Origin of the sequence: Actinomyces oris (assembly GCF_001937665.1) — a bacterium.
GTDB lineage: Bacteria > Actinomycetota > Actinomycetes > Actinomycetales > Actinomycetaceae > Actinomyces > Actinomyces stomatis.
Map to the genome: position 1 here is coordinate 201,695 of NZ_MSKL01000006.1, position 25,116 is coordinate 226,810.

Sequence of the window (25,116 nt, forward strand, 5' to 3'; positions counted from 1 at the left end):
AACGACTATTTTGATATGGAGGTTCGCCATGACATCCTCAGTGACATCCGCTCTCAAGGAGCGGACCGAGTCGGCACAGGAGGAGACGACCACCATGACAACGCGGCAGCCCAATCGCCGCGCGGTCATGGTCAGCGCCGTCCTCACCCAGCTGATGATCGTCCTGGACCTGACGATCATCGCCATCGCCCTGCCTCGGATGCAGGACGACCTGGGAATGACCGTATCCCAGAGCCCGTGGACGGTCACCGGCTACAGCCTGGCCTTCGGTGGCCTGGTGCTCTTCGGGGGAAGGCTCTGCGCCGTGGCGGGCATCCGCCGCTCCTACCAGGTGGGACTGATCGGCTTCGGGATCGCCAGCCTCGCAGCCGGGATGGCGACCTCTTTCCCCGTCCTGCTGGCGGCCCGCGTGGCCCAGGGCTGCTTCGGCGCCCTGCTGGCCCCCACCTCGCAGGCGCTGCTGAACGTCACCTTCACCGAGCGCACCGAGCGCGAGCGGGTCTTCGCCATCTTCGGTGCCACTGCCGGACTGGGCGCGGCCATCGGACTACTCGTCGGCGGAGCCCTGACCGACTGGTTCAGCTGGCGCTGGGCCCTCTACATCAACATCCTCATCGCCGCTGCCGCTCTGCTCATCGGGCAGCGCAGCCTTCCGCCGGCCGATCAGCGCGACCGCGACTCGCGCATCACTGATGACCTGAGCGGCCTGGTCCTGGGCTGTGGAGCCTGCTTCAGCGCCGTCTACGGGCTCGACCGGGCCCAGCAGACCTCCTGGACCTCGACGTCGACCGTCAGCTGGCTGGCCCTCGGCGGTATCGCCGCAATACTGTTCGTGGTCCGCGAGCACTTCGCAAGCCGCCCGGTGCTGCCCCTGTCGATGATGGCACTGCCCGTGCGGGCGGCCTCCTACGCCACCCAGTTCATCGCCGGCGCCGCCCAGATGGGGGCGATCATCTACCTGACCTACTACATGCAGAACCACCTCGGCTACTCGCCCTTCAAGAGCGGAGTCGTCTTCCTCCCGATGGTCTTCGCCCTGATCGCGACCGCGATCCCGGCCGGACGCATCATCGTGCCCAGGCTCGGAGCGCGCGGCACCCTGCCACTGGGGGTGGCGGTACTGGCCGGTTCCTTCCTCATTCTCTCGCGCATGACGACGGATTCGACCTACTCCCAGGTGGCACTGCCCGGCCTCATCGTCTTCGGGATCGGTCTGGGGCTGACGATGCCGGTGACCTTCAACTCCGGCACGCGCGGGGTGGACGCGAAGCGGACCGGGCTGGCCTCAGCGATCCTGAGCGCCGCCCAGCAGATCGGCGGCTCCTTCGGGGTGGCGCTCATGACCTCCTACGCCACCCAGCACGCCGAGGACTACGTGACTGACCACACCGAGGAGGTCAAGGCGGCCGCCATGGAGGCGATGATGCGGGCTCAGACCCTGCCGCAGTCGCCCGCGGGCAAGCAGATCATCGAGACCCTCAAGGCCCAGCTCGTCGACCGGGCGCAGATCGAGGCCTACGCCGGTGGCTTCACGATGATGGCCTGGCTCCTGGCCGGCGCCGTTGTCATCCTGGTGGTCTGCGGGATCGGCCTGAGCCTCCGCCGACGTCGCAGGCGGTAGCGTAGGGGCCACTGCCTCACGGCCGACCTCAGGAGACCTCATGCCTGCCCCGCTCTCACGCACCGACTCCACGCTCGTCATCGGGCTGGGACGCTTCGGCTCGGCCGTGGCCGCCACCCTGGACCGGTTGGGGCGCGAGGTGCTGGCAGTGGAGGCCAATCCCGCGACCGTGCGCCAGTGGACCGGCCGGATCCCCCTGGTGGAGGCCGATGCCACGGACGTGGAGGCCCTGGAGCAGTTGGGCGCCACCGAGTTCGGTACCGCGGTCGTGGGGGTGGCGACCTCCCTGGAGGCCTCCGTCCTCATCACCGGTAACCTCGTGGACCTGGAGACCCCCCAGATCTGGGCCAAGGCCATCTCACGCGCCCACGGCCGCATCCTGCGCCGCATCGGCGCCCAGCACGTCGTCTACCCCGAGTTCGACGCCGGCCAGCGCGCCGCACACCTCGTCTCGGGCCGCATGCTCGACTACATTGAGATGGAGAAGGGCGGCTTCACCATCGTCAAGATGCGCCCACCCACGGAGCTGCACGGCTTCACCATCGGCCAGTCCAAGGTGCGCTCCCGCTACGGGATCACCGTCTTCGGCCTCATGAGCCCGGGTGAGCCCTTCGAGTACGCCACCCCGGACACCCTGGTCTCAGCCGAGGACGTGCTCGTCGTCGGCGGGGATGCCGCCCTCCTGGAGCGCTTCGCCAACCGCGCGTGAGCCGGCCAGGCGACCCTCACGCGCGCCTCTCAGTGCGTCAGAAGGCGGCCACCTGGGAGCGCTTGGCCTCGGCGGCACCGTTGGCCTCAGCGGCCACGGCCTCAAGATCCTTACCGATCCCGGCGGCGCCGTAGGCACCGAGCAGACCTTCGACGAAGGGCGCCGCCGACAGGCGCGCCCGCTCGGCGAGGGCCGGCTCGAGCATCTCCAGGGCCATCTCGGCGCTCATGATCCCGCTGCCCAGGTCGGCCAGGACCAGGACGCCGTCGCAGCGGTCGGCGAGACGCTCGACGGCGTCGACGACGGCACCGGGGTCGGTGCCCAGCCCGCCGTCAGCAAGGCCCGCAGCCGGCTCGACGGGGACGTCGACGGACACGATGAGCCGACGCGCCAGGTCCAGGGCGGCCTCGGCCAGGGCGCGGGAGTGGGAGACCAGGACGATGCCGACACGCACTGCGGCACCGTTCGACCGCGTCGGCTCAGGGACCGATGCGGGCTCGGAGGGGTTTGCGGGACTCACAGGACTCACGACACCCTTCCGGCCACGACGTCGTCGAGGGCCGTCAGCAGCAGGACGGTGGAGGCGGCGCCGGGGTCGATGTGCCCCACCGAGCGCTCCCCCAGGTAGGAGGCCCGCCCCTTGGTGGCCACCATGGGCTTGGTGGCCTCGCGCCCCTCGGTGGCGGCCCGTACGGCGGCCGCGACGCCGGCGGCGAGGTCGCCGGGATGGGCGCGCAGGGCCTCCAGGGCCGGGCTCCAGGCGTCGAGCATGGTCTTCTCCCCCGTGGTGGCCCGCCCCCGCGCGGCGATACCACCGACCCCCGCCTCCAGGGCGCCCGCGAGCGCCTGGGCGTCGAGCGCCTCCAGGCCGACCACGGCTCCCCCGGCGCGCAGGAAGAAGGTGCCGTACAGGGGCCCGGAGGCGCCCCCGATGGTGGAGACCAGGGTCGTGCCGACCTTCTTGAGGAGGGCGTCGGCACTGGCGAAGCTGCCGGTCTGCACCGTCTCGGCGGCGGCGGCCAGGCCGCGCTTCATGTTGGTGCCGTGGTCGGCGTCGCCGATGGCGGCGTCCAGGTCGGTGAGCTCCTCGGCGTGCTCGGCGATGAGTGCTGCGCTGCGGCGCACCCAGGTCGCCAGATCCGTCACGCTCAGCGAGTGGCTCAGGGCTCCCGCGTCTGCGGTCATGTCGCTTCTCCTTCAGTCTCCTTAGGGTGCCCGCACGTGATCCGGGCACCCCGATTGTGTCAGGTCCTCACACGCCCCAGCGCAGGCCGGGCGTGTTGACCGGGGCGTCCCACAGGCTCAGCAGCTCGGTGTCGGCGCGCACCAGGGTCAGGGAGCAGCCGGCCATGTCGAGGCTGGTGATGTAGTTGCCCACGAGGTTGCGGGCCACGGTGATCCCGGATCCTTGGAGGAGACGGGCGATCTCGCCGTACATGAGGTAGAGCTCGAGCAGCGGGGTGGCGCCCATGCCGTTGACCATGGCGATGACGCCCTCGTCGGGGCCGGCCGCGTCGGGCAGCTCAGCCAGGAGCGGGCTGACGAGGCGCTCGGCGATCTCGGCGGCGGGGGCGACCTTCTCGCGGTGGCGTCCGGGCTCGCCGTGGATGCCGATGCCGATCTCCATCTCGTCGTCGGGCAGGTCGAAAGAGGGCTTGCCGTTGGCCGGGACGGTGCAGGAGGTCAGGGCCATACCCATGGAGCGCCCGGCAGCGTTGACGCGTGCGGCGATGCCGGCGACCTCATCCAGCGGGCGCCCCTGCTCGGCGGCGGCGCCGGCGATCTTCTCCACGATGACGGTCACGCCCACACCGCGGCGTCCGGCGGTGTAGAGGGAGTCCTCGACGGCGACGTCGTCGTTGGTGACGACGCTGGCGACCTGGATGCCGGACTCGGCGTCGACGATCTCGGCTGCCATCTCGAAGTTCATGACGTCGCCGGTGTAGTTCTTGACGATGTGCAGCACGCCGGCACCGCGGTCGACGGTGCTGGTGGCGGCCACCATCTGATCGGGGACCGGGGAGGTGAAGATCTGGCCGGCGCAGGCGGCGTCGAGCATGCCGGTGCCCACGAAGCCGCCGTGGAGGGGCTCGTGCCCGCTGCCTCCCCCGGAGATGATGGCGACCTTGCCCTTCTCCTTGGGCTGACGGCGGTAGACGATGTGCTGGTCGAGGTCGACGTCGAGCTCGTGGGGGTGGGCCGCGGCCATGCCCCGCAGGGCGTCCGTGACCACGTTGTCAACGGTGTTGATGAGTTTCTTCATGGCGCTGACGCTACCGCGCCACGAGCCCGCATGTGGCGCCTCGGGCTCCGAGGATGTCACCCCGTGCACATCGGTGCAGGTCACCGTGTCCATGCAGGAACGGGTACGCGCCCGGGCGGCCAGGGGCGGCCCCGACGCACCGCACCCCTCACCCCTTAACGTGAGCGCAGCCACCACCTCGCCTGAGCGTCACCCGCAGAGATTCTGGGGACTATCTGGGGAGGTCCTTTTTTCGCGGCACCACCGGGTCGATTACGGGCAGGATAGGGGTATGGATCTGTCCGTTGTCGCCGTCGTGGCCACTATCGCAGCCGGTGTCTCCGTCCTGGTCGCCGTTGCCGCCGTCTTCGCCGCACGGCGCTCGACGGCGCATGCGGACCTGGCCCTCAAGGAGGCCTCACGGATCTCCCGGGCGAGCATCTCGCGGATCAACGAGGTCCAGTCCGAGGCCAGCTCGGCCCGCCTGGCGGCACGTCACGCCGCCGAGCGGCTGCGCTCGATGACCAAGGAGCGCACGACACCGGACAGCGTCGCCGCCTACCGGGTCTTCCTGCGTGAGGTCGTCGAGGACTCCAAGCACCTGCTGGGCCCTGAGGGCACCGGGACGATGAAGAACGAGGCGCTGGACCGCCTGCGGGTGGGGGCGCTCGTGGGCGGCTCGGACGAGGTGCTGCGCGCCATGCGGAACTTCGCCCTCCTGCGCTCCCAGCGCCCCGAGGCCCCGTGGCCCAGCGCCTACGCCATGGCCTACGCGCGCCTGGAGTCGGACCTGGTCACCGCGATCCGCAACGACCTGGGCTCCTCCGAGGAGTCCTTGACCGCCGACCAGATCTGGGGCGCCGTCAACGCCCGCTGTGTCGACCCCGCCTTCCGGCTGGCCCTGCTCAGTCCCCTGGAGGACGTGCTGCGCAACGCCGGGCAGGATCCGACCCACTACGACCTCGACCACATCGTCAAGTTCGCCGACTACCCGAGTCCCGTCGCCTCCACCGGCACCGCCGGGTCCACGAGAGCCGTACCCGCTGCGGGAGGCGCCGGCGCCTCCGGCTCCCGACGGCGCTCGCGGCGGGCGCAGAGCCGAGTGGCACGGGAGGCCTCGGCGGCGACGTCCGGGCCGGCCACCACCGCGCTGCCCGACTCCGATGTCGTGTGGCCTCCACTCACCCCCGGACGTCGAGGCGGGCGCGCAACGCCCCAGGCGGGCTCCACGACTGTTCCTGAGCCGACTCGACCGGCGGTACCGGGGCCGGAGCCTGCGACAACGATGGCCGCCCCCCTCTCGCATGAGCCTGCGGCCGGACCGCCCCCTTCGACCCCTGCCCTGGGCGACCGGCCCAGCGGCGTGGAGCCGTCACCCACGGCGGCGGCCGTGCCCCCCGAGGCGCTGCCGTCCGACGCGCCCTCCGGACCGCTCACCGCCCCACTGGCCGACATCGAGTCGCAGGCAGTCGGGGCCCAGCAGGCACCGCCCGCGCAGCCCACACCGAGTAGCGGTTACTCCCAGCAGCCCCCCGCGGGCCCGACGAGTCACCGGGCGCCCGAGACTCACAGGCCCGTCTTCGAGGACCCGACCCCCAGTCGCATCTCCCGCCGTCGACGCACTCAGGCCGCCCTGACCGGTGCATCCATGCAGGCGGCCGCTGTTCCGGATGCGGTCACGGTCTCGGGGACGGCGCCGGCATCGCCCCCGGCATCCTCAGCGACTCAGTCCTCGGGGGCGTCGACGGCGTCGGCCAACACCGAGGAGACCGAACCCGTCCTGGCCCCGACTCTCCCCGGGACGCCGACGACCGGGCGCCACGTCACCGATTCGCGCTTCTCGGCCGCACCAGGCGCCCCCGAGGCGCCCGCGTCACTGGCCGCCCCGGCTGCGTCCGCCACCGCTGCGCAGGCGGGGCTCCAGCCGGCGCAGCCGGGCTCCGAGCACACCGGCACCCACGCGACCCCACCGTCCACGCGCCAGGACGTGTCACCCACGAGGGCTGCGGCAGTATCCGCGCAGACCGTCACCGTGCCCACAGGCCCTCAGCCCTCCCCGATCACGGCCGCCGGTCCGACGGGGACGACCGGCTACGGTTTCCTCCCACCTCAGGGCGCATCCCAGGCGCCCGCCCAGGTGCCGGGGGGCATCAGCCATCCCGTACCCGTCCCCTCCACATCCCAACAGGCTGAGCAGTCCTCCGCTGTGGCCGCTGCCGGCGCCGTCCCCGCCGACGCCGTCGGAGCCCACCGGGCGGCAGCAGTCATGGCCACGACAGCCCGCGCGGCCTCCCCAACCGGCCCGGCACAAGTGGTCGATTCGGATGCGCAGGAGACCATCACGGTTCCTACCACCCCCTCTGCTGCGACGGCCATCCCGACGACGGCGTCCTGGTCCTCGGCTCCGCCGTCCCTGCAGGACTCCGGTCGAATCCCTCGAGCACGCGGCGCCTGAGCCCGGCCTCGGGTACTTCTCCCCATCCCGTCACGGCTTGACGCCCCGACCTGCGTGGCAGAATCCAGGTGTTGGAGACCAAGGGGCCTCCACGGAAAGGGACTGGTGTGGGCATCTTCGCCTGGTGCGCGATCATCGGCTGCACCACCCTGGTGATCGGCATCCTGTTCGACGGGCTGCTGGACGCCTTCCTCCCCGATGGGCTCGTGCCGATCCTCGCTCTGCCGGTGGCCGTGTTCGGCGCCATCGGCATGGGGGTGACGGTGACGGGATCGGCGGCCGCACAGGTGCCGGCGGCCGTGCTGTGGGGCGTTCCCGCAGCAGCGGCTCTCGCATCCGGCGCGGCCATGCGCTGGTTGTGGAACCGTCTCAGGCGCTCCATGCCGTTGAACACGGCTCCGCCCACCGCCGCGGAGCTGGTCGGCGAGAAGGTCACCGTCCTGTGGTGGAAGGACGGCGGCGGCGAGGTCCGCGCCATCACGCGAGGTCATCAGCTCACCTTGCCGGCGCGCTCCGAGGAACCGCTGCGCTCGGGCCAGAGCGCCTGGGTGCTCGACGCCGTCGACTCCACCCTCGCCATCGCCCCCTGGGAGCAGATCGGCGGCTGAGCCCACTGGGGGCCGATGACGGACCCCAGGCTCACACCCGTTGCTCGCGTCGCTTCCTTCCCTCATCCTCCCTCATCCCATCTCCCCACATAGAAAAGGAACATCGCATGGGTATACCAGTCATCGGCGTTATCGCCGTCGTCGCCATCATCGTGCTGTCGGCAGTCGCCTACCTGTTCAGCCGAATCGTCGTCGTCCCCTCCAACCTCACCGGCCTGATCTCCGGGTCGAACCGGGGCACGGTCAAGATCATCCACCCCGGTGGGCGCGACTTCGTCCTGCCGGTCATCCAGTCCATCCAGTACCTGCCCTTCACCCAGACCACAATCGGTTTCAAGGTCACCGCCGAGGACGAGAACAAGATCCATGTCAACGTCGCCGCCGTGGCCGCCGTCAAGGTGGGTGACTCCGACGAGCAGGTGCGTGCAGCCGCCAAGCGCTTCCTGGGCAAGCCCAACACGGACCAGGCCATCGCCGACTCCGCACGGGAGGCGCTCATCGGCTCCCTGCGCTCGATCATCGGCCACATGACGGTCACCGACCTCATCTCCGACCGCGATGCCCTTCAGCGCAACGTCTTCGACGACGCCAAGAGCATCATGGCCAACATGGGCCTGGAGATCGACATGCTCCAGGTCTCCGAGATCACCGACGCCGGCGGTTACATCGAGTCCCTGGGCGTGCCCGAGCAGCAGCGCGTCGAGAAGGACGCCCGCATCGCGCGGGCCAACGCCGAGCGCGAGGCCCGCGACGCCGAGGTCACCTCCCGTCAGCAGATCGCCGAGCGCGAGCGCGACCTGTCCCTGCGTCAGGCCCAGCTCAAGGCCGAGACGGACAAGGCCCAGGCCGACGCCGACTCCGCCGGCCCGATCGCCCGCGCCGCCAAGGAGCGGGAGATCGCCATCATCGGGCAGGAGGCAGCCGAGGCCAAGGCCGCCCTGACCGAGCGCGAGCTGGACTCCACGGTACGCAAACCCGCCGACGCCGCCCGCTACCAGCGTGAGCAGGAGGCTCAGGCATCCAAGACCGAGGCGCTGCTGCGCGCCCAGGCCGAGGCCGAGCGCACCCGCCTGGATGCCGAGGCCCAGGCTCAGGCCACCGTGGCCCGCGCCGAGGCCGAGGCCAAGGCCACCGCAGCCCGGGCCCGCGCCGAGGCCGAGGCCATCGCGGCCCGCGGTCAGGCCGAGGCCGACACGATCCGCGCCGCCGGTGAGGCCGAGGCCAAGGCCATGAGCGACAAGGCCGATGCCCTGGCCAAGTACGGTGAGGCCGCCACCCGCCAGATGCTGCTGGACAAGGCCCCCGAGATCGCCCGGGCCCTGAGCGAGCCGCTGGCCAGCGTGCGCGACCTGTCGATCATCTCCACCGAGGGCGCCTCCGCCCTGCCCAAGGCCGTGGCCAGCAACGTCGAGCAGCTCGATGTCATCCTGCGCAGCCTCGTGGGCACCGGCCTGACCGACATGGTGGGCGGCCACCTGCCGGACTCCGGCGCCTCCGTCGACCACAATGACAGCGACGGCAGGACCAGGGCCGACGTCGTCGAGCACCCGGCGGACTGACATCCGGCCGGTCCGCAACAAATCGGGATCCCCGACGTGGCCGGGTGCGGAATTTCTCCACTCGACCGCACCCGGTCACGTAGCATGTCCCCCGTCATACCCAGCAGAGTCAGTACCGGGCAGGTCACCATGCGTCGTCGCATCTTCCTCACCGCCGCACTCGGCGCCACCATGAGCGCCAGTGCCCTGTCCTTGAGCGGCTGCGCGACCATCAGGCAACGCATCGCACGCACGTTGATCCCCCAGCCCCCCACTGTCCTTCACGCGTCACTGTCCACACCCCCGAAAGCGACCGCCGTCCCGACCAACTTCGGCAGTGAGGCGGTGTGGCCCCTGCGCATCAAGGAGAACCAGAATCATCCGTGGCCGACCAACGCGATGATCGAGACCACCCACGGCTCCTTCCTCATCGCCTATGACGTGAACAGCGACGACGACACCGCTGCCCTGTCCGGCGACCGCCCCATCATCGTGGACCTGAAGGGCCCGAAGACCTACACCCTCGTGCCGGACGACTCCGAGCACGGGTATCGCATCGAGCCGATGACCGTTCCCCAGGTCGGCGGCATGCCCACAGCAAACCGCGTCGACCCCAGCCGTGGCACGCTCATCACCGAGCAGTTCACCAGCGCCGCTACGTGCGACGACGAGTTCGCCTACCTCATCACCGGCCGCGAGGACGTCGCCGACCAGCGCCCCGAGAACCGGGGACGAGTCAGTCTGCTCAAGATCCGTCTGGCCGACCGCCGCATCGTCGCCAGCACGGTGCTCGGGGAGAATCTTGCCCTCAAGACGCGGGAGTCGACGTATCGCGCCGGATCCTCGATCAAGATGACCTCCGACGGCACCGGTCTCCTGGTCACCAGCAGCATCCCGCACCGAGCGCTTCGACTGTCGGCGAAGGACCTGTCCGTGCAGTTTGACCTGGCCTCGACCACGTCCCAGAACTTTTGTGCGCTGGAGGGCGGCGAGGCGGTGGCCCTGCTCAGTGACGACGAGAAGGTACAGACGGCCATCGTCACCCTCACCGACGGTGTCACCCACCCCATCGAGAACGTCAGTGCCCGGCTCGTGCACCAGGGCTACCTCTACGCCGTCGACAGCCACACGCATGAGCCGCCCTACCCCGAGTTCAGCATCAATCTCGCCACCGGTGAACGCACCGATCTGACGGACCTGCCGGCAGAAGGGGAGGACAAGCACGCGACCCTCACCGCGAGCAACGGGTACGTCATCAGGATGACCAACTACATCCAGGTCCGCAAGAACGGCTCCGCGACCGCGCTGCTCACCCGGAAGTCCACGGAGCAGGAGTCCTACAAGAGTGCGGCGATCTACGGCTCCATCCTCTATCTCGCTCTCAATGGCGGCCGTCTGCGCCTCATCAACCTGGACACCGGCAAGGTGATCCTGGAGTCCCCGACCGGAGGCCAGCACGAGATGGTGACGGTGACGCCCTACGGATTCTGCAACGTGGCCGGCTTCTACCCGGCCACCGCCTGGAAGTCCTGAGCCCGCGGCCGATCATGCCCTCGGGCCGCTCGGGCACTCAGATGTCCTCGAGAATCTCACCCTTGGTCTCACGGGCCAGCAGGTAGATGCAGCCGCCCAGGGCCAGCATGGCCGCGAAGAAGAGGAAGGCCGGGAAGACGGCCGCCAGCGGGTGCGCCAGCTCCTGAAGGCTGCCGGAACCGATCATCGCCCCCATGAGCAGGGGGCCGATGATTTTGGCGGTCGCGCCGATCCCGTAGCCCAGACCCAGCCCCGTCCCCCGGGCATCGTTGGGGAACTGCTCCCCGCCGAAGGCGTTGAGGATCCCGAAGGCCCCGTCACCGAAGCCCATCGTGATGCAGATACCGGTGAAGAAGACGATCCACGAGGTCTCCCAGTGGGCGGAGATGGCCACGATGACCGCACCCAGCGCACCGATGATCCCGAAGGAGAACATCGTCCAGCGCCGCCCGATCCGGTCGGCGAGCCAGGCCGAGGCCAGGCGCCCGAGCAGATCCACCAGGGAGACCCCCATGAAGAGCGTCCCCACGGCGTCGGAGCCGATGTCGGTGAAGCCGACCTCCAGAAGCGTCTGCCCCCAGGACTGCACGGTGAATGAGCCCAGGATGAAGCAGAAGGAGCCGACCGAGACGATGAGCAGGGGCCTGAGGTGCTTGCGCAGCAGCTCGAGGTAGGCGATACGCGGCCCGGCCTCCACAGGCGGCAGGGCACCGACGGCGTCGGGGCTCAGCTCCAGGGCCCAGGCGATGGACTCGCGGGCCTCGCGCTCGCGGCCCTGGGACAGCAGGAAGCGGGGAGACTCCGGGACGACTCGGATCCAGGCCAGCAGGATGATCGGAAGGACCCCCAGCGCGATGAGACCGCGCCAGTTGTCATGCAGGATCCGCTGCGCCAGGGAGCCCAGGAAGAGCCCCAGCGGGATGAACGCCGATCCCAGTCCGGCCAGCAGACCGCGCTGCCTGGTGGGCACGAACTCCTGGACGTAAGGAATGGAGACGATGTTGAGGCCCCCGACGCCCACACCGACCAGCACCCGCAGGAGGGCCAGCATCATCCACCAGCCGGTGGGGGTGAACACCGAGGCCAGGGTGAAGACGGTGAAGAGCAGGACGCACCAGAAGAAGGTGCGTCGTCGGCCCATCCGGTCGGCGGCCCGGCCCCACAGGACCGAGCCGAGCACCGTCCCGAGCCCGGAGCAGGCCAGGATGACACCGGTCTCGAAACCGCCCAGGCTCCACTCCTTCTGGAGCTGGACGACGGCGAAGCCGATGAGGAACATGTCGAAGAACTCAGAGACGTTGGCGACGATCGCCAGAGCGATGACGCTTCGCTGGTGACCCGTCAGGGGCCGGGAGTCGATCTGCTCCAAAGCGCTCCCGCAAGCCGCTGCCGGTGCCGCGTGTCTCGTTGCTGTACCCATATGCGGCCCAATCTACGGTGAAGGGCGGCTGCACCCGGGAACAACCACCGGGGTGAAAGACACACGCGTCCATCCGTGTACTTGCCCGCCCCCACGGAAGCGGGAAGGATCATCCCTGATGCCCGCCCACGGATGCACCGCGATGCACAGCGTCACGGCGCCCGTGGCCGCGAGCAATATGCACCCTCATGCACAAGGAGTCCTCAGTTATGAGCGCTGAGCCGCTGCTCACCGACCTCGACCGTCAGACCATCGCGGTGTCCAAGGCCCTGGCCGCCGACGCCGTGGAGAAGGCGGGGTCGGGGCACCCCGGTACGCCGATCTCGCTGGCGGGGGTGGCGTGGCTGCTCTACCAGCGTGAGATGGTCCACGACCCGGCGGATCCGGGCTGGCTGGGACGGGACCGGTTCGTCCTGTCCATCGGGCACGCCTCACTGGTGCAGTACATCCAGCTGTTCCTGGCCGGCTACGACATCGCCCCGGAGGGCTTCACGGCCTTCCGCTCCCCGGCAGGACTGCCGGGCCACCCCGAGTTCGGCGAGGTCGCCGGGGTGGAGACCACCACCGGTCCGCTGGGGGCGGGCTTCGCCAACGCGGTGGGCCTGGCGATGGCGGCGCGCCGCGAGCACGGGCTGCTCGATGCCGCCACCCCGCTGGGCGAGTCGGTCTTCGACCACTTCGTCTACACGATCCTCGGCGACGGCTGCATGCAGGAGGGCGTGACCTCGGAGGCCGCCTCCCTGGCCGGCTCCCAGCAGCTGGGCAACCTCATCGCCGTCTACGACGACAACGACATCTCCATCGAGGGCGACACGGACATCGCCTTCACCGAGGACGTCTCGGCCCGATTCGAGGCCTACGGCTGGCAGGTGCTCGACGTCGACTGGCGCACCGGTCCCGACGGTTACGCGGAGGACCTTGAGGCACTGCACGAGGCCATCGTGGCGGCCCGCGCCGAGAGCACGCGTCCGTCGCTGATCCGTCTGCACACGATCATCGCCTGGCCTTCCCCGACCAAGCAGGGTCAGGCATCCTCCCACGGCGCCAAGCTCGGGGCCGAGGAGATCGCCGGGCTCAAGCGGGCCCTGGGCCTGGACCCCGAGCAGAGCTTCATCCTGCCCGACGACGTCGTCTCCCACGCCCGCAATCGGGCCGCCGAGAACGCCCGGGCCGCACGAGCGGGCTGGGACGAGCGCTTCTCGGCCTGGCAGCGGGCCAACCCCGCCGGCGCCGCACTGCTGGAGCGCCTTGAGGCCCACCGCCTGCCCGAGGGCCTGGAGGCGGCCCTGCCGACCTGGGAGGTGGGTGAGTCGCTGGCCACCCGTGCGGCGTCGGGCAAGGTGCTCTCCGCCTTGGCCGGTGTGGTGCCCGAGCTGTGGGGCGGGTCGGCGGACCTGGCCGGCTCGAACAACACGACCATGGCCGGCGAGCCCTCCTTCCTTCCCAGTGCCCTGGCGCAGTCCGAGGGCGATGGGCCCTTCGGGCGCACCCTCCACTTCGGTGTGCGCGAGCACGCCATGGGCTCGATCCTCAACGGGATCGCCCTGGACGGGCTCACCCGGCCCTACGGGGGCACCTTCATGGTGTTCTCCGACTACATGCGTCCGGCCGTGCGCCTGGCGGCGCTCATGGGGATCGGGCCGGTCTTCGTGTGGTCCCACGACTCCATCGGGGTCGGCGAGGACGGTCCCACCCATCAGCCCGTCGAGCACCTGGCGGCGCTGCGCGCGATCCCGGGTCTGGCCGTGGTGCGCCCCGGGGACGCCAACGAGACCGCCGCGGCCTGGGCCGAGATCCTGCGCCGTCACGACGAGCCGGCCGGCATCGCCCTGTCGCGTCAGAACCTCACCGTGAGCGCCTCAGCCACCGCCGCCGCCGAGGGCGTGCGCCGCGGCGCCTACATCCTGGCCGAGGCCACCGACGCCGATGGCCGGCACACGGCCCCAGAGGTCGTCCTGGTCGCCACCGGCTCCGAGGTCGGGGTGGCCGTGGCCGCCCGAGACATCCTCCAGGAGCAGGGCACCCCCACCCGGGTGGTCTCCGCCCCCTGCCTGGAGTGGTTCGCCCAGCAGGACGCCGCCTACCGGGACCAGGTGCTGCCGGCCGGCACCGCCAAGGTCGCCGTCGAGGCGGGCATCGCCCTGGGCTGGCGAGAGATCGTCGGCGACGCCGGCGAGATCATCTCCCTGGACCACTACGGCACCTCCGCCGCCGGCACCACCCTGTTCGAGGAGTACGGCTTCACCGGGCAGAACGTCGCTGAGCGGGCACGTCAGGCCCTGGCCCGCACCCGCGGCTGACGCCCACCCCACTCACCACCACCGAGCCGGGCATCTCTCGCGTCGTCCTACTTTTCTGTAGGGCTACGCGAGGGATGCCCGGCTCGACATGAGAGCAACAAATGTCACGGGGGTACCCCTCCCCATCACGAGAGAGTGACCTACCGGCCGATTTTGGGCACGCTGGGAACCGGCCGCGCCACCTGGCGCATCCCGCCACAACGATCCCAGACACAGAAGAGGCCTCTCTCATGAGCGCACAGCCACCCGCCCAGAACACTCCCCAGACCCCCGGCACCAATGACTCCGGCGAGGAGCAGCCCCTGCGCACGCGCTACTACCTGCTCATCATGACCGCCATGGTCGTGATCGGCATCGTTATCGATATCGCGATCTTCATCGGAATCATCACGAATGCCGAGGGCACAGTACGCATCCCCTACCTGGTCTTCATTCTCCCAGTCGTCGTGGCCCTGGGAATCGGACGATTCGCCGACGCCGCCCTGGCCAGGAAGTCTCCCCACCTGGTACCCGGCTACGTGGCTCCGCACTTCCAGGGCGGGCACGCCCCTCAACAAGGCCAGTACGGCCAGGCGCAGTACGGCCAGCCGGCCGCCCAGCCGATGGCGCCGCAGAACTCCGGCTACGGCCAGGTGCCCGGTCAGCAGGCGACTCAGAGCGCACCGCAGCAGCCGCAGTACGGACAGGCCCCCACCGACCAGGATCCCCGGAACCAGCAGCCCTACGGTCAGAACGGATACACGAGCTGACCTTCGACAGTCAGTCCCACACACCCGACTTCACGTTGGAACATCCTTCCAGCACCTCAGAGAGGACTTACCTCATGAGCACAGCTCACGTCCCCCAGAACGCCGGAGGCACCGGCGACAACGAGTCCGCCGAGGATGAGATCACGATCCGTACCCGCCTGTTCTACCCGCTGTTCGGGATAGCGGTGATCATCGGCGTCATTCTGGACGTCTTCATCCTCATCCTCCTCAACACCTACGTGCCGGGCAGAGCGAGGACTCCCTTCTGGATCTTCATCATCCCCATCGCGATCCTCGTATTCCTCGTCTCCTTCGTCGACGATGTCCTGGCCAAGCGCTTCCCCAATCTGGTTCCCGAGGAACTGCGCCGACAGCTGGCGGCCGCCGAGGCGGCGAAGGCCGCTGGGGCATCCCAGCAGCAGGGATACCCCCAGATGCCCGGGAACCCGGTGCAGGCGCAGGCTGCCCCGCAGTACCAGCCCTACCCGGGTACGGCCCCTGTGCAGCAGAGCGACGGTCAGCCCCAGTACCGGCAGCCGACCGCCCAGCCGATGGCGCCGCAGAGCACCGGCTACGGCCAGGTGCCCGGTCAGCAGGCGACTCAGGGCGCTCCGCAGCAGGCCCCGCACGGTCAGCCACAGCAGCCGGGCCAGGTGCCGCCCACCGACCAGGATCCCCGGATTCAGCGTCCCCACGGTCACGGCGGGCAGCCGGGTCAGACCGGTTCGGTCGGATACTGAGGCCCGGAAGGCGCCCAGCAGATGCCTGAATAGATGTCGGTGGGGCCCGATACTCTCCCGTCATGCCCGCATCGAAGAGTCCCAAGGCCCCCAAGGTCTCCTACTGCTGCACCGAGTGCGGTTGGTCCAGTCCCAAGTGGATGGGCCAGTGCCGGGAGTGCCGTGAGTGGGGAACCCTGGAGGAGACTCAGGCCCTCGGCGCCTCGGGTGGGGGTGCTGGTGGCTCCCTGACCGCCGGCGCCGTGCGGCCGACGGTGGCCGCCCGCCCCATCGGGGAGGTCAGCGCCACGGAGGCCAGGGCCCGCCCCACCGGGGTGGGCGAGCTGGACCGGGTCCTGGGTGGCGGGATCGTGCCGGGCGCCGTCGTGCTGCTGGCCGGCGAGCCCGGTGTCGGCAAGTCCACGCTGCTGCTCGACGTCGCCGCGAAGGCCGCCGCCGTGGCTCGCGAGCGCGGGGACGGGCCGGTCCTCTATGTCACCGGGGAGGAGTCGGCCTCGCAGGTGAGGCTGCGGGCCGAGCGCATCGACGCCCTGGATCCCGGGCTGCTCCTGGCCGCGGAGACCGAGCTGGGGGCCCTGCTGGGGCACGTGGAGGCGGCCGGCCCCTCCCTGCTGGTGGTGGACTCGGTCCAGACCATCGCCTCGGCTCAGGTCGAGGGCAGTGCCGGGGGCGTCACCCAGGTCCGGGCCGTGGCCGGCGCACTCATCGCGGTGGCCAAGGAGCGCAATATCCCGGTGCTGCTCGTGGGGCACGTGACCAAGGACGGCGGGATCGCCGGCCCCCGGGTCCTGGAGCACCTGGTCGACGTCGTCACCCAGTTCGAGGGAGACCGCCACGCGCGCCTGCGGCTGCTGCGGGCCGTCAAGAACCGCTACGGCCCCACCGATGAGGTCGGCTGCTTCGACCTGGGCGAGCGGGGCATCGTAGGACTGGCGGACCCCTCGGGCCTGTTCCTGTCCTCCGCCCGCTCTGAGGTGCCGGGCACATGCGCCACCGTGACCCTGGAGGGGCGCCGTCCCATGCCGGTGGAGATCCAGGCGCTCGTGGCCCCCACGAACGCCGGCTCCCCACGGCGCACCACCTCCGGTGTGGACCATTCGCGCACGGCTATGGCGCTGGCGGTTCTCAGCGCCCGACTGCGGGTGGACACCTCCAGCGCGGACGTCTACGTCTCCACCGTGGGTGGGGCTCGCGCCGTCGAGCCGGCCACGGACCTGGCGGTGGCCGTCTCCGTGGTCTCGGCCGCGCGCAACCTGCCCACGCCCGCAGGCCTCGTGGCCTTCGGCGAGGTGGGGCTCACCGGTGAGGTGCGCGCCACCGTCGGTATTCAGCGGCGCCTGGCGGAGGCCTCCCGTCTCGGCTTCGACCGGGCAATCGTGCCGCTGGCGGGCTCAGCCGAGCTGCGCGAGGTCGCCGGGATGCAGGTCCTGCCGGTCGCGCACGTGGGTGAGGCCATGGGGGCGGCACTCCCGCGCGGCTGACAGGACGGCACAGCAGCACAGAGGTGAGGGACGGATGCCGAAGCCGAGCAGGCAACGTTTCCGCCATGGATCCGCCTTGCGCCGCCAACAGACCGAGTGGTCCAGTGTGGGAAGGCCCTCTCCGAAGGTCGGCCCGCCTGCCGATACCATGGGGCCGTGAGCACCGGGGTGTGCGGGCTCAACCAGATGCCGTGAAACCCGAAGGGTCGGAGCACCGTCCACACCCCGGCAAGCACACTGTGCGATCCCTTCCCCAGGACACCGCGAGATCAGGAGAGATGATGATCGAGGCCGCTGGCCAGCTGCGCGAGACGCTTGCGCTCGTCGCTCCCGGCACCGTCCTTCGTGACGGCCTGGAGCGGATCCTGCGCGGACGTACCGGAGCGATCATCGTGCTGGGCTTCGACCCGGTCGTGGAGGCCATCTCCTCAGGCGGCTTCCACCTGGACGTCGAGCTCTCCGCCGCCCGCCTGCGTGAGCTGGCCAAGATGGACGGCGGCGTCGTCGTCGACATGGACACCGCCCGGATCCGGCGCGCCAACGTCCAGCTGCTGCCCAACGCCTCGATCCAGACCTCGGAGACGGGCATGCGTCACCGCACCGCTGAGCGCGTGGCCCGCCAGACCGGGTACCCGGTCATCTCCGTGAGCCAGTCGATGCGGATCATCTCCCTGTACGTCGACGGCAAGCGCCACGTCCTGGAGCCCAGCGAGTCGATCCTGGCCAGCGCCAACCAGGCCCTGTCGGCCCTCGAGCGCTACAAGGCCCGCCTCGACCAGACCTCCGCCGGCCTGGACTCCCTGGAGATCGAGGACCTCGTCACCGTCCGTGACGTCACCTCAGTACTCCAGCTCATGGAGATGGTTCGCCGCATCTCCGCCGACATCGACTCCTACGTCCTGGAGCTCGGCACCGACGGGCGTCTCCTGGCCCTTCAGGTCGAGGAACTCACCCGGGGCCTGCTCGCCGAGCACGGCTTCCTCCTGGAGGACTACCTGCCCGAGGGGCTGGACACGGCCACCGTGGATGCGCGCCTGAAGTGGGTGGGCTCCCCCGCCCTCCTGGACCTGGCGATGGTGGCGCGCTCCATGGGCCTGGGCGGCATCGACGGCCAGGACCTGGACGCTCAGGTCTCCCCGCGCGGCCTGCGGATCCTGTCCAAGATCCCGCGCCTGCCCGTGGTGACGGCGCGCGCCGTCGTCGAGCAGTGGGGGTCCCTGCAGGGGGTCCTCGGCGCCACCATTGAGGAGCTCGAGGCCGTCGAGGGGGTTGGCGCACAGCGGGCCCGGACCCTGCGCGACGGGCTGTCACGACTGGCGGAGATCTCCGTCGTCGAGCGCTACTCCTGAGCTCCTCTGCACCGCTGCGAGGCTCGCCGGCCGCCCCGGGGAGAGCGTCCCGGCCGCAGATGGCCGTCAGCCGACGACGAAGACCCGGTCCTCCGTCAGGTCCTTGCCCCCCATGACGAAGTGGAAACGGTAGGTCCCCGCGCCCGCGGTGCTGCCGGGGGCGGTCTGCGCCTGGTCCGCCGAGGGGCTCGCAGAGGAGCCGCCGGTGGCACTCGGGGTGGAGGAGGCCGACGCGCTGGCCGGGGAGGCCGGTGCGGCGTTGGCGACAGCGCAGTCGGAGGTGGCCGCATTTCCGTTCCAGGTCACGCTGACCTCCGCGGCCTTCCCGGCAGGCAGCAGAAGGGCCTTCTCAGTCTGGCCCACGGGGCATGTGACGGAGTCCCACACCTGCTGAGAGCCCGAGGAGACCCGTACCCCCAGCGCCTGGCTTCCGACGTCGAGCAGGCAGGGCACCGAGCCGTTGTTGACCAGGGAGATGGAGAAGGTCGCCCCGGCGCCCACACCGACGGTCTCGGGCCCCTGCACCGTGTTCGACAGGGTCGAGGGGTCGCAGGTTCCCGGCGTGGGGTAGACGGTGTGCACCTGAGCGGCGGCCCGCTCCTCATCCTGGCTGCGGATGGTGTGACGAACCCAGAGGTAGCCGACGACGATGGTCACGACGAGGATCAGGAGGATCAGCAGGACTCCGCCCAGCACCAGGGCACGGCGCAGACCGTAGCGGGGCTGGGGCGGGATCGGCTTGCGCAGGCGTCCGCTGCGGGGCTGGTCCGGGCCTTGTGGGACCGAGTCGGGGGAGCCGGTGAGCCGCCCGCCGCCGATGTGGGCCCACTGAATGCCCTTGCCCCAGCTGTTTCGACGACGATCGGAGCGAGCGGCCTGAGTCGAGCTCGTCCGGGCGGAGCGAGCGGTTCCCGGAGCGGCCTGCCGTGAGCGAGCCGTCGAGGATCCCTGGGCGCCCTGGGAGGGGCGGCGGTTCTTGCCGGCCTGGGAGGACTTGCCCGAGTGCCCGCCGGCGGGCCTGCCCGTCTGACCCGAGTGCAGGGGATGTCCGGTCGACTTGACTCCCGAAGCACGGCCCCCGCGCCCCTTGGCCTGGGAGGACCTGGCCGCCCCGCCGGAGCGGGAGGAGGAGGACTGTCCGCCCGACCGCGGCCCACCCGATCCGCCCTGCCGGAGGGGCCGGGACTGGGAGCCCGAGGACGAGCGCCCTGATGAGGAGCCCGCGCCGCGACGGGCCGAGCCTCGTCGTCCTGCGCTTTCCCCATGGTTGCGTCCGCGTCCTTTGGCCATGGTCACGACTCTACCGGCGTGACGGCCTCAGGACCGTGAGCGCCCCGCCCCGGCGGTGCGCGGATCGATACGCGGACTGGGCAGGCGGCTAGGGAAGCCGGTAGCTGGCGCCGTCGTCGTCGGTGGCGATGAGCCCGTCGGTCAGGAGCGTGGCCAGGGCGCGTGTGGGCTGATCGGGGTCGGGAGCGCCGCCGGAGGCTCGCACACCCGCCCTGGCGGCGCAGGCCATGAGCTCACCGGCGTCGACGGGCCGCCCGTCGGCGGCCTCCCGCAGGCGGGCCATGACCAGCCCCCGGGCCTGGCGGTCGGTGCCGTGCCAGGCCTGGGTGCGACGTCGGCCCGCGTGGATGTCCGCGGGGCGGCCGGCAGCCAGCCAGGCGCAGCCCGCCTGCCACGGGCAGGCGCCGCAGTCCGGTTCGCGGGCGGTGCACACCAGGGCGCCGAGCTCCATGACGGCCACCGACCAGTGAGCGGCGGTGGGGTCGTCGTCGGGCAGCAGGTTCAGTGCCCGCTCGCGCTCGGCCCGGTTGAGGCTGGGGGCGGGAAGGGCCTGGCCTCCGACGGCGCGGGCCAGGACCCGCCTGACATTCGTGTCCAGCACGAGGGCGCGGCGACCGTGGGCGAAGGCCATGACAGCGCCGGCCGTGTACTCCCCCACCCCGGGCAGGGCCAGGAGGGCGTCGAGATCGTCGGGCAGGACGCCGCCGTGCTGCTCGACGACGCTGCGGGCGCACTCGATGAGCCGCAGGGCCCGGCGTGGGTAGCCCAGGCGTCCCCAGACCCGCAGCACCTCGGCGGTGGGGGCCTGGGCGAGCTCGGTGGGGCCGGGCCAGCGCGTCATCCACTCCTGCCAGGCGGGGATGACGCGGGCCACCGGGGTCTGCTGGCTCATGACCTCCGAGACCAGGACCTCCCACGGCGTCGTACCGGGCCGGCGCCACGGCAGATCGCGGGCGTGGGCGTCATACCAGGCCATGACGTCCTGCGCCGAGGGCTCAGCCGGATCAGCGGGTGGCAAGGGCGATGCCGACAACGCGGCAGTAATCGTGTCATCAGAGGAGGGGCGGTCGGGCACGGGGGACACCGTAGCGGCAACGGCTTGGAGGCTCCGATGAGGGCGGACGGCAGGTCGCAGGCGTCCGCCCAGCGGACATCAGCACCGTACCGGTGTCGTCAGGTGCCACGACGCCCGGAGCTCTCGGGCATTGTGACAACCTCCTTCTTCAGGGACGCCCCAGGCCCTGACGGCGCTCCTGCCTCGCCCGGAGTCCCTGCTGGATGCCGAGGACGCCGCTCAGCTCGACGTACTCCCCCGTCTCCTGGGCGTATCCACGGGCAAGAGCCCAGGACCAGATGCGGTCCAGCTCGGCGGCCCCCTTGCGCTCCAGCGCCTCGCCGCTGAACCCGGACCAGCTCAGGCCGGTCAGGGCGATGGCCTTGCCGTCATTGTCGACGACATAGGCCTCGGCATGGCGGATCTGGGGTCTGCCGGCGGTGGCACTCAGGGCCGCAGGCGCACCGGAGACCTTGACGAACAGGCCCGTGCGCGACCGGGGCCAGGGGATGTCGCGGCCCCTGCCGCCAGCCCCCACGTGAATGCCAGTGGCGTCGAGCACCGTGTGCACCGACATGAGAAGCAGGACGCCGAGTACCAGGAACACCCCGAGCAGCAGCAGGATGACGAATGCAGTGATCGTTCCCTCATCACCGAGGTAGATGAGGTTCCATACCGCTCCGGCCAGGCATACCAGCCCGAAACCGCCACCGACGAGGAGCTGAATGCGGCTGGCGAGCGTCGCCGTGGGTTTGAGCACGACCTTGTCCTGCTCGACTGGGATCGGACCGAGCTGAGAGGGCCGGTACTCGGGCTGCGGGGTCGATGCCGTCGGCTGCTGACCGCCCGCAGCGCCATAGGCCGGCTGGTCGGCGCCGACCTGGCCGTACTGGACCTGAGGACCGGGTCGGCCATACTGGCTCTGTCGGGAGGTGACGCCGTACCGGCCGGGTTGGTCGGGCTGGAACGGCCGGCCGTAGGGACCGTTGACCGATGGCTGACTCATGAGCACTGTCCTCAAGGGGGCTTCGGATGCGCGGGAACGCGACAAGGCCTCGTCAGGCTACCGACTCGACCCCGCGGCAGCCCCAGGCAGAACTCCCCATCACCCTGAACAGTCCGTGATGGCTACCTGCCACGGGCGAGGCGGCGCAGCACGCGCACCCTCGGGGACCACGTCGCAGGACGGATGACCGTGCCGGTGGTCTCACGTTCGGCGTTGTCGAAGAGGTCCTCGACGACGGCGTCATGCAGAGGCTCGACCACGGCCGGGAACAGGAGACGCATGGCTCCGCGGGTACGGCCGATGAGGACGTGGCGGATACGCGTGCGCCTTTCGTCCAGGGCGTCGAGACTCAGCTCGTGGGCACCGATGATCCCCGTGCGGGGACGGAAGGTGAACCGCACTCGCCGGCCGGGCTCGTACTCGCTGACGTAGTAGTAGATGTCGTCATGCCCTCCATCAGCTCCCAGCGCCAGAGGCCGGTCCAGGACCATCGGTGGCCAGTACCGAGAGGGCCAGAGGCGATCATCCTTCTGCCCGAGCCCGTCGAGCAGGACGCCCAGGGGCTCGAGTGGGGCGTTGATGACGCGTTCGTGAACGTTGCGGATCATGGGTGCTCCTCCACGGTTGTCGCATGGCTGTCACACGATTGTCGGTTGCTCGTCCGAAGGATCGCGCCCGTTGCGCACCCAGTCGCAACGCAACCGGCCCGCTCGGCCCGGCCACTCAGCCTGATCTGCTCACAGGTGCAGGAGCATGCGGGCGTTGCCCAGGGTGTTGGGCTTGACCCGGGCCAGGTCGAGGAACGCGGCCAGGCCGTCGTCGTGAGAGCACAGCATCTCGGAGAAGACGTCCGCGCCCACCGGGGTGCCCTCGATCGGCTCGAAACCGTGGGATCCGAAGAAGGGCTCCTCGAAGGTCAGGCAGAACACCCGCTTGAGTCCCATCTCCCGGGCCTGCGCAATGAGCTCGCGCAGAATGGCCGAGCCGAGACCGGTCCCCACGGCGTCGGGGTGGACGGCCAGGGTGCGCACCTCGGCGAGGTCGTCCCACATGACGTGCAGCGCCCCACAGCCCACGATCCTGGGTGTGGCCGAGGCCTCTCCGTCATCTCCTCCACCATGCCCGACGACGCCGGGGATCTCCTCGGCGACGATGAACTCCTGAATGTCCTCGAAGTAGGAGATGAGGTCCTTGGAGACCAGGACGCGGCGTTCGGCATAGGGGCGCACCAGCTCGGCGATGGCGCGCACGTCCGCCGGGCGCGCCGGCCGCAGAATGCGGTGCGAGCCGTCAACCCCGTAGACCTCGGCCCGGTGTGTCGCCCGGCCGGCGGGCAGGTGTTCATTTGTCATGACAGCAGTGCTGTTCATCGTCGTCCGCATTCAGTAGGGCTCAGTTCTGGTCTTACGCCCCACGAGCCGGTGCACCACCGGCGACGTCGGAGCCGTGAGCAGACCGCAGCGCGATCCGGGCCCACATCCTGCCACGTTCGCGGCTCATCGAGAACCGCCCCCGGTCTGGCCGCGGGCCTCGGCGAGCTCCAGGACGGCGCGGGCGGTGGCGTCGTCGACGATGAGATCGGTGGCGGTCCGGGCGCGCAGCGCGGCCAGCAGGGCGCGGGCCTTCCCGGTCCCTGCGGCCACGCACAGGCGTCGTGGTATCCGGGCGAGCTGGGCGGGAGTCGGTCCGGTGGCCCGGGCGTTGAGAGTGATGTCGCGCCAGGAGCCGTCGGAGCGCAGCAGGACGGTGCACACGTCCCCCACCACGTTCTGGCGGCGCAGGACGGTCTGGTCCCGGGAGGTGAGGTGGCCGCCCTCGTAGACCTGGGAGGGCAGTGCCCCATTGAGGGCATCGAGGGCGCCGACGCCGAAGACGGCCAGGCTCGCGCGCCGCGCCACCGACAGGACCCGCTTGACCGAGCGCTCCGACCACATGGCCTCACGGGTGGCCACATGGTCGAAGAAGGCCGGCACCGGGAAGGAGATCGTGCGCGCCCCCAGCGACAGGCGCATCCGGGAGAGCACCTCACCGGCGCTGGGCCCCTCACGCACGGGATCCGAGGCGCCGTTGAGCTGGACGACGGTCAGTCCCGGGACCGAGCGCGAGGGCAGGGCGGCACTGACCTCCGACATGGTGGTGCCCCAGGCGACACCGACGACGACTCCCCCGGCACCAACGTCCTGGCCGGCCGCATCGGCCGCAGCGGACCCGCTCTGCTCGGCCAGGGTCTCGATGAGGTCGACCATGTGCGCGGCGGCGACGGAGGCGACCTGCTGGAGACGGTGGATCTCCGTGGTGCCCTCACGCACCGGGACGATATGCGTGCGAACCCCGAAGACCTGCGCCATCCGCCCCTCCAGGGAGCCGGCGCCACCGGGCTGGACGAGACTGACCCGCACGACGCCCTCCTGGCGGGCACGTGCCAGGAGCCGGGAGACGGTCGAGCGCGACACCCCCAGGTGGTGGGCGATCACCTCCATCGTCTCGCCCTGGACGTAGTACATGGAGGCCGCCTCATAGGCACGCAGGAGGCCGCCGGGGGCGGCGGCGCTCGCCGCGCTCCCGGCCGCGTCAGAAGCGGTTCTGCCAGTCACGTCATCCTCCTTCTCCTCCCGTCGACGACGGGGCTGTTCCACACAGCGGGGGCACGATCCTCCCGCGTGCGACATCGGATGTCCTGGCGAGGAGGACTGTCCGCACGGATAAGCGGACATTCTTGTGGATACCTCGAAAGCCATCTGCACATTGGTGCACGCACCTTGCGCATTCTCCCACCCACGACGGACAGTGGTGTCCGCCACCACAGTAGGGCCGTGCGAGCGCGACGGAACGCAGCGGGCCCCGGCACCGGAAGTCGGGACTCGGCCTGCACCCGGTCCGGCACCCCGGTCAACGCCGACCGGCCCCGTACAGCCTCATCAGTTCGACCTCACGACACGTAGGAGCCCAGGAGCCATGATCTCCACCCGCAAGCCCTCCTCCAAGAAGTCCTCCACCCGCGGCTCGGGGCCGGCCGGCCCC

General features: G+C 70.5%; 21 protein-coding genes. 11 read left to right on the top strand and 10 right to left on the bottom strand.

Annotated elements, in window-relative coordinates; genetic code table 11:
• Positions 1–28 precede the first annotated feature (28 nt).
• Together BKH28_RS02865 and BKH28_RS02870 are read left to right on the top strand one after the other, a co-directional pair.
• The gene (locus BKH28_RS02865; protein ID WP_075417384.1) at positions 29–1,621 is read left to right on the top strand and encodes an MFS transporter; all 1,593 of its coding nucleotides are present in this window, start codon (positions 29–31) and stop codon (positions 1,619–1,621) included.
• A 40-nt stretch (positions 1,622–1,661) separates the two neighbouring features.
• Positions 1,662–2,330 (top strand): potassium channel family protein, encoded by a 669-nt coding sequence (locus BKH28_RS02870; protein WP_003789240.1) that lies wholly within the window; start codon positions 1,662–1,664, stop codon positions 2,328–2,330.
• Positions 2,331–2,367: 37 nt separating this feature from the next.
• Here the strand turns inward: BKH28_RS02870 and dhaM are convergent, their stop codons facing one another.
• The 3 genes from dhaM to dhaK form a co-directional block, all read right to left on the bottom strand.
• A complete protein-coding gene (gene dhaM / locus BKH28_RS02875; protein ID WP_075417385.1) occupies positions 2,368–2,784 on the bottom strand; it encodes a dihydroxyacetone kinase phosphoryl donor subunit DhaM in 417 nt (138 codons plus the stop codon).
• A gap of 71 nt (positions 2,785–2,855) precedes the next feature.
• Positions 2,856–3,515, bottom strand: coding sequence for a dihydroxyacetone kinase subunit DhaL (dhaL, locus tag BKH28_RS02880; RefSeq protein ID WP_081380004.1), 660 nt, complete (start codon positions 3,513–3,515; stop codon positions 2,856–2,858).
• 67 nt (positions 3,516–3,582) lie between these two features.
• The gene (dhaK, locus tag BKH28_RS02885; RefSeq protein WP_075417408.1) at positions 3,583–4,593 is read right to left on the bottom strand and encodes a dihydroxyacetone kinase subunit DhaK; all 1,011 of its coding nucleotides are present in this window, start codon (positions 4,591–4,593) and stop codon (positions 3,583–3,585) included.
• A gap of 271 nt (positions 4,594–4,864) precedes the next feature.
• On the opposite strand from dhaK, the gene BKH28_RS13680 reads away from it, so the two are divergent.
• From BKH28_RS13680 to BKH28_RS02905, 4 genes are all read left to right on the top strand, one after another.
• Positions 4,865–7,027: a hypothetical protein gene (locus tag BKH28_RS13680; RefSeq protein WP_256695445.1), complete on the top strand. Its 2,163-nt coding sequence runs from the start codon at positions 4,865–4,867 to the stop codon at positions 7,025–7,027.
• Positions 7,028–7,134: 107 nt separating this feature from the next.
• Positions 7,135–7,635: a nodulation protein NfeD gene (locus BKH28_RS02895; protein WP_075417386.1), complete on the top strand. Its 501-nt coding sequence runs from the start codon at positions 7,135–7,137 to the stop codon at positions 7,633–7,635.
• Positions 7,636–7,742: 107 nt separating this feature from the next.
• Positions 7,743–9,194, top strand: coding sequence for a flotillin family protein (locus BKH28_RS02900; RefSeq protein ID WP_075417387.1), 1,452 nt, complete (start codon positions 7,743–7,745; stop codon positions 9,192–9,194).
• Positions 9,195–9,278: 84 nt separating this feature from the next.
• Positions 9,279–10,706, top strand: coding sequence for a hypothetical protein (locus tag BKH28_RS02905; RefSeq protein WP_081380005.1), 1,428 nt, complete (start codon positions 9,279–9,281; stop codon positions 10,704–10,706).
• A gap of 37 nt (positions 10,707–10,743) precedes the next feature.
• Here the strand turns inward: BKH28_RS02905 and BKH28_RS02910 are convergent, their stop codons facing one another.
• Positions 10,744–12,126: an MFS transporter gene (locus BKH28_RS02910; protein ID WP_075417388.1), complete on the bottom strand. Its 1,383-nt coding sequence runs from the start codon at positions 12,124–12,126 to the stop codon at positions 10,744–10,746.
• A 209-nt stretch (positions 12,127–12,335) separates the two neighbouring features.
• On the opposite strand from BKH28_RS02910, the gene tkt reads away from it, so the two are divergent.
• From tkt to disA, 5 genes are all read left to right on the top strand, one after another.
• Positions 12,336–14,426: a transketolase gene (tkt, locus tag BKH28_RS02915; protein ID WP_075417389.1), complete on the top strand. Its 2,091-nt coding sequence runs from the start codon at positions 12,336–12,338 to the stop codon at positions 14,424–14,426.
• Positions 14,427–14,656: 230 nt separating this feature from the next.
• On the top strand, positions 14,657–15,175 hold the full coding sequence (locus tag BKH28_RS02920; protein WP_075417390.1) for a hypothetical protein: 519 nt from the start codon (positions 14,657–14,659) through the stop codon (positions 15,173–15,175).
• A 74-nt stretch (positions 15,176–15,249) separates the two neighbouring features.
• On the top strand, positions 15,250–15,915 hold the full coding sequence (locus BKH28_RS02925; RefSeq protein ID WP_075417391.1) for a hypothetical protein: 666 nt from the start codon (positions 15,250–15,252) through the stop codon (positions 15,913–15,915).
• A gap of 62 nt (positions 15,916–15,977) precedes the next feature.
• On the top strand, positions 15,978–17,396 hold the full coding sequence (gene radA / locus BKH28_RS02930; RefSeq protein WP_075417392.1) for a DNA repair protein RadA: 1,419 nt from the start codon (positions 15,978–15,980) through the stop codon (positions 17,394–17,396).
• 278 nt (positions 17,397–17,674) lie between these two features.
• On the top strand, positions 17,675–18,745 hold the full coding sequence (disA, locus tag BKH28_RS02935; protein WP_009393164.1) for a DNA integrity scanning diadenylate cyclase DisA: 1,071 nt from the start codon (positions 17,675–17,677) through the stop codon (positions 18,743–18,745).
• A 66-nt stretch (positions 18,746–18,811) separates the two neighbouring features.
• Here the strand turns inward: disA and BKH28_RS13685 are convergent, their stop codons facing one another.
• From BKH28_RS13685 to BKH28_RS02965, 6 genes are all read right to left on the bottom strand, one after another.
• Positions 18,812–20,035, bottom strand: a complete 1,224-nt coding sequence (locus BKH28_RS13685; protein ID WP_256695448.1) for a hypothetical protein — start codon at positions 20,033–20,035, stop codon at positions 18,812–18,814.
• Between the two features lie 88 nt (positions 20,036–20,123).
• Positions 20,124–21,110: an A/G-specific adenine glycosylase gene (locus BKH28_RS02945; RefSeq protein WP_081380006.1), complete on the bottom strand. Its 987-nt coding sequence runs from the start codon at positions 21,108–21,110 to the stop codon at positions 20,124–20,126.
• A 148-nt stretch (positions 21,111–21,258) separates the two neighbouring features.
• Positions 21,259–22,095, bottom strand: a complete 837-nt coding sequence (locus BKH28_RS02950; protein ID WP_081380007.1) for a hypothetical protein — start codon at positions 22,093–22,095, stop codon at positions 21,259–21,261.
• Positions 22,096–22,217: 122 nt separating this feature from the next.
• Positions 22,218–22,703, bottom strand: a complete 486-nt coding sequence (locus tag BKH28_RS02955; protein WP_075417394.1) for a hypothetical protein — start codon at positions 22,701–22,703, stop codon at positions 22,218–22,220.
• Between the two features lie 129 nt (positions 22,704–22,832).
• Positions 22,833–23,465 (bottom strand): amino-acid N-acetyltransferase, encoded by a 633-nt coding sequence (locus BKH28_RS02960; protein ID WP_075417413.1) that lies wholly within the window; start codon positions 23,463–23,465, stop codon positions 22,833–22,835.
• A gap of 126 nt (positions 23,466–23,591) precedes the next feature.
• The gene (locus BKH28_RS02965; protein ID WP_075417395.1) at positions 23,592–24,689 is read right to left on the bottom strand and encodes a sugar-binding transcriptional regulator; all 1,098 of its coding nucleotides are present in this window, start codon (positions 24,687–24,689) and stop codon (positions 23,592–23,594) included.
• Between the last annotated feature and the right edge of the window lie 427 nt (positions 24,690–25,116).

Bases quoted from the DNA above. Each gene is read 5' to 3' on its own strand.
- BKH28_RS13680 (WP_256695445.1), top strand. From the start codon at position 4,865: ATGGATCTGTCCGTTGTCGCCGTCGTGGCCACTATCGCAGCCGGTGTC.
- BKH28_RS02910 (WP_075417388.1), bottom strand. From the start codon at position 12,126: ATGGGTACAGCAACGAGACACGCGGCACCGGCAGCGGCTTGCGGGAGC.
- BKH28_RS13685 (WP_256695448.1), bottom strand. From the start codon at position 20,035: ATGGCCAAAGGACGCGGACGCAACCATGGGGAAAGCGCAGGACGACGA.
- BKH28_RS02925 (WP_075417391.1), top strand. From the start codon at position 15,250: ATGAGCACAGCTCACGTCCCCCAGAACGCCGGAGGCACCGGCGACAAC.
- radA (WP_075417392.1), top strand. From the start codon at position 15,978: ATGCCCGCATCGAAGAGTCCCAAGGCCCCCAAGGTCTCCTACTGCTGC.
- dhaK (WP_075417408.1), bottom strand. From the start codon at position 4,593: ATGAAGAAACTCATCAACACCGTTGACAACGTGGTCACGGACGCCCTG.
- BKH28_RS02920 (WP_075417390.1), top strand. From the start codon at position 14,657: ATGAGCGCACAGCCACCCGCCCAGAACACTCCCCAGACCCCCGGCACC.
- tkt (WP_075417389.1), top strand. From the start codon at position 12,336: ATGAGCGCTGAGCCGCTGCTCACCGACCTCGACCGTCAGACCATCGCG.
- BKH28_RS02865 (WP_075417384.1), top strand. From the start codon at position 29: ATGACATCCTCAGTGACATCCGCTCTCAAGGAGCGGACCGAGTCGGCA.
- dhaL (WP_081380004.1), bottom strand. From the start codon at position 3,515: ATGACCGCAGACGCGGGAGCCCTGAGCCACTCGCTGAGCGTGACGGAT.
- BKH28_RS02905 (WP_081380005.1), top strand. From the start codon at position 9,279: ATGTCCCCCGTCATACCCAGCAGAGTCAGTACCGGGCAGGTCACCATG.
- BKH28_RS02950 (WP_081380007.1), bottom strand. From the start codon at position 22,095: ATGAGTCAGCCATCGGTCAACGGTCCCTACGGCCGGCCGTTCCAGCCC.
- BKH28_RS02960 (WP_075417413.1), bottom strand. From the start codon at position 23,465: ATGAACAGCACTGCTGTCATGACAAATGAACACCTGCCCGCCGGCCGG.
- BKH28_RS02900 (WP_075417387.1), top strand. From the start codon at position 7,743: ATGGGTATACCAGTCATCGGCGTTATCGCCGTCGTCGCCATCATCGTG.
- disA (WP_009393164.1), top strand. From the start codon at position 17,675: ATGATGATCGAGGCCGCTGGCCAGCTGCGCGAGACGCTTGCGCTCGTC.
- BKH28_RS02955 (WP_075417394.1), bottom strand. From the start codon at position 22,703: ATGATCCGCAACGTTCACGAACGCGTCATCAACGCCCCACTCGAGCCC.
- BKH28_RS02870 (WP_003789240.1), top strand. From the start codon at position 1,662: ATGCCTGCCCCGCTCTCACGCACCGACTCCACGCTCGTCATCGGGCTG.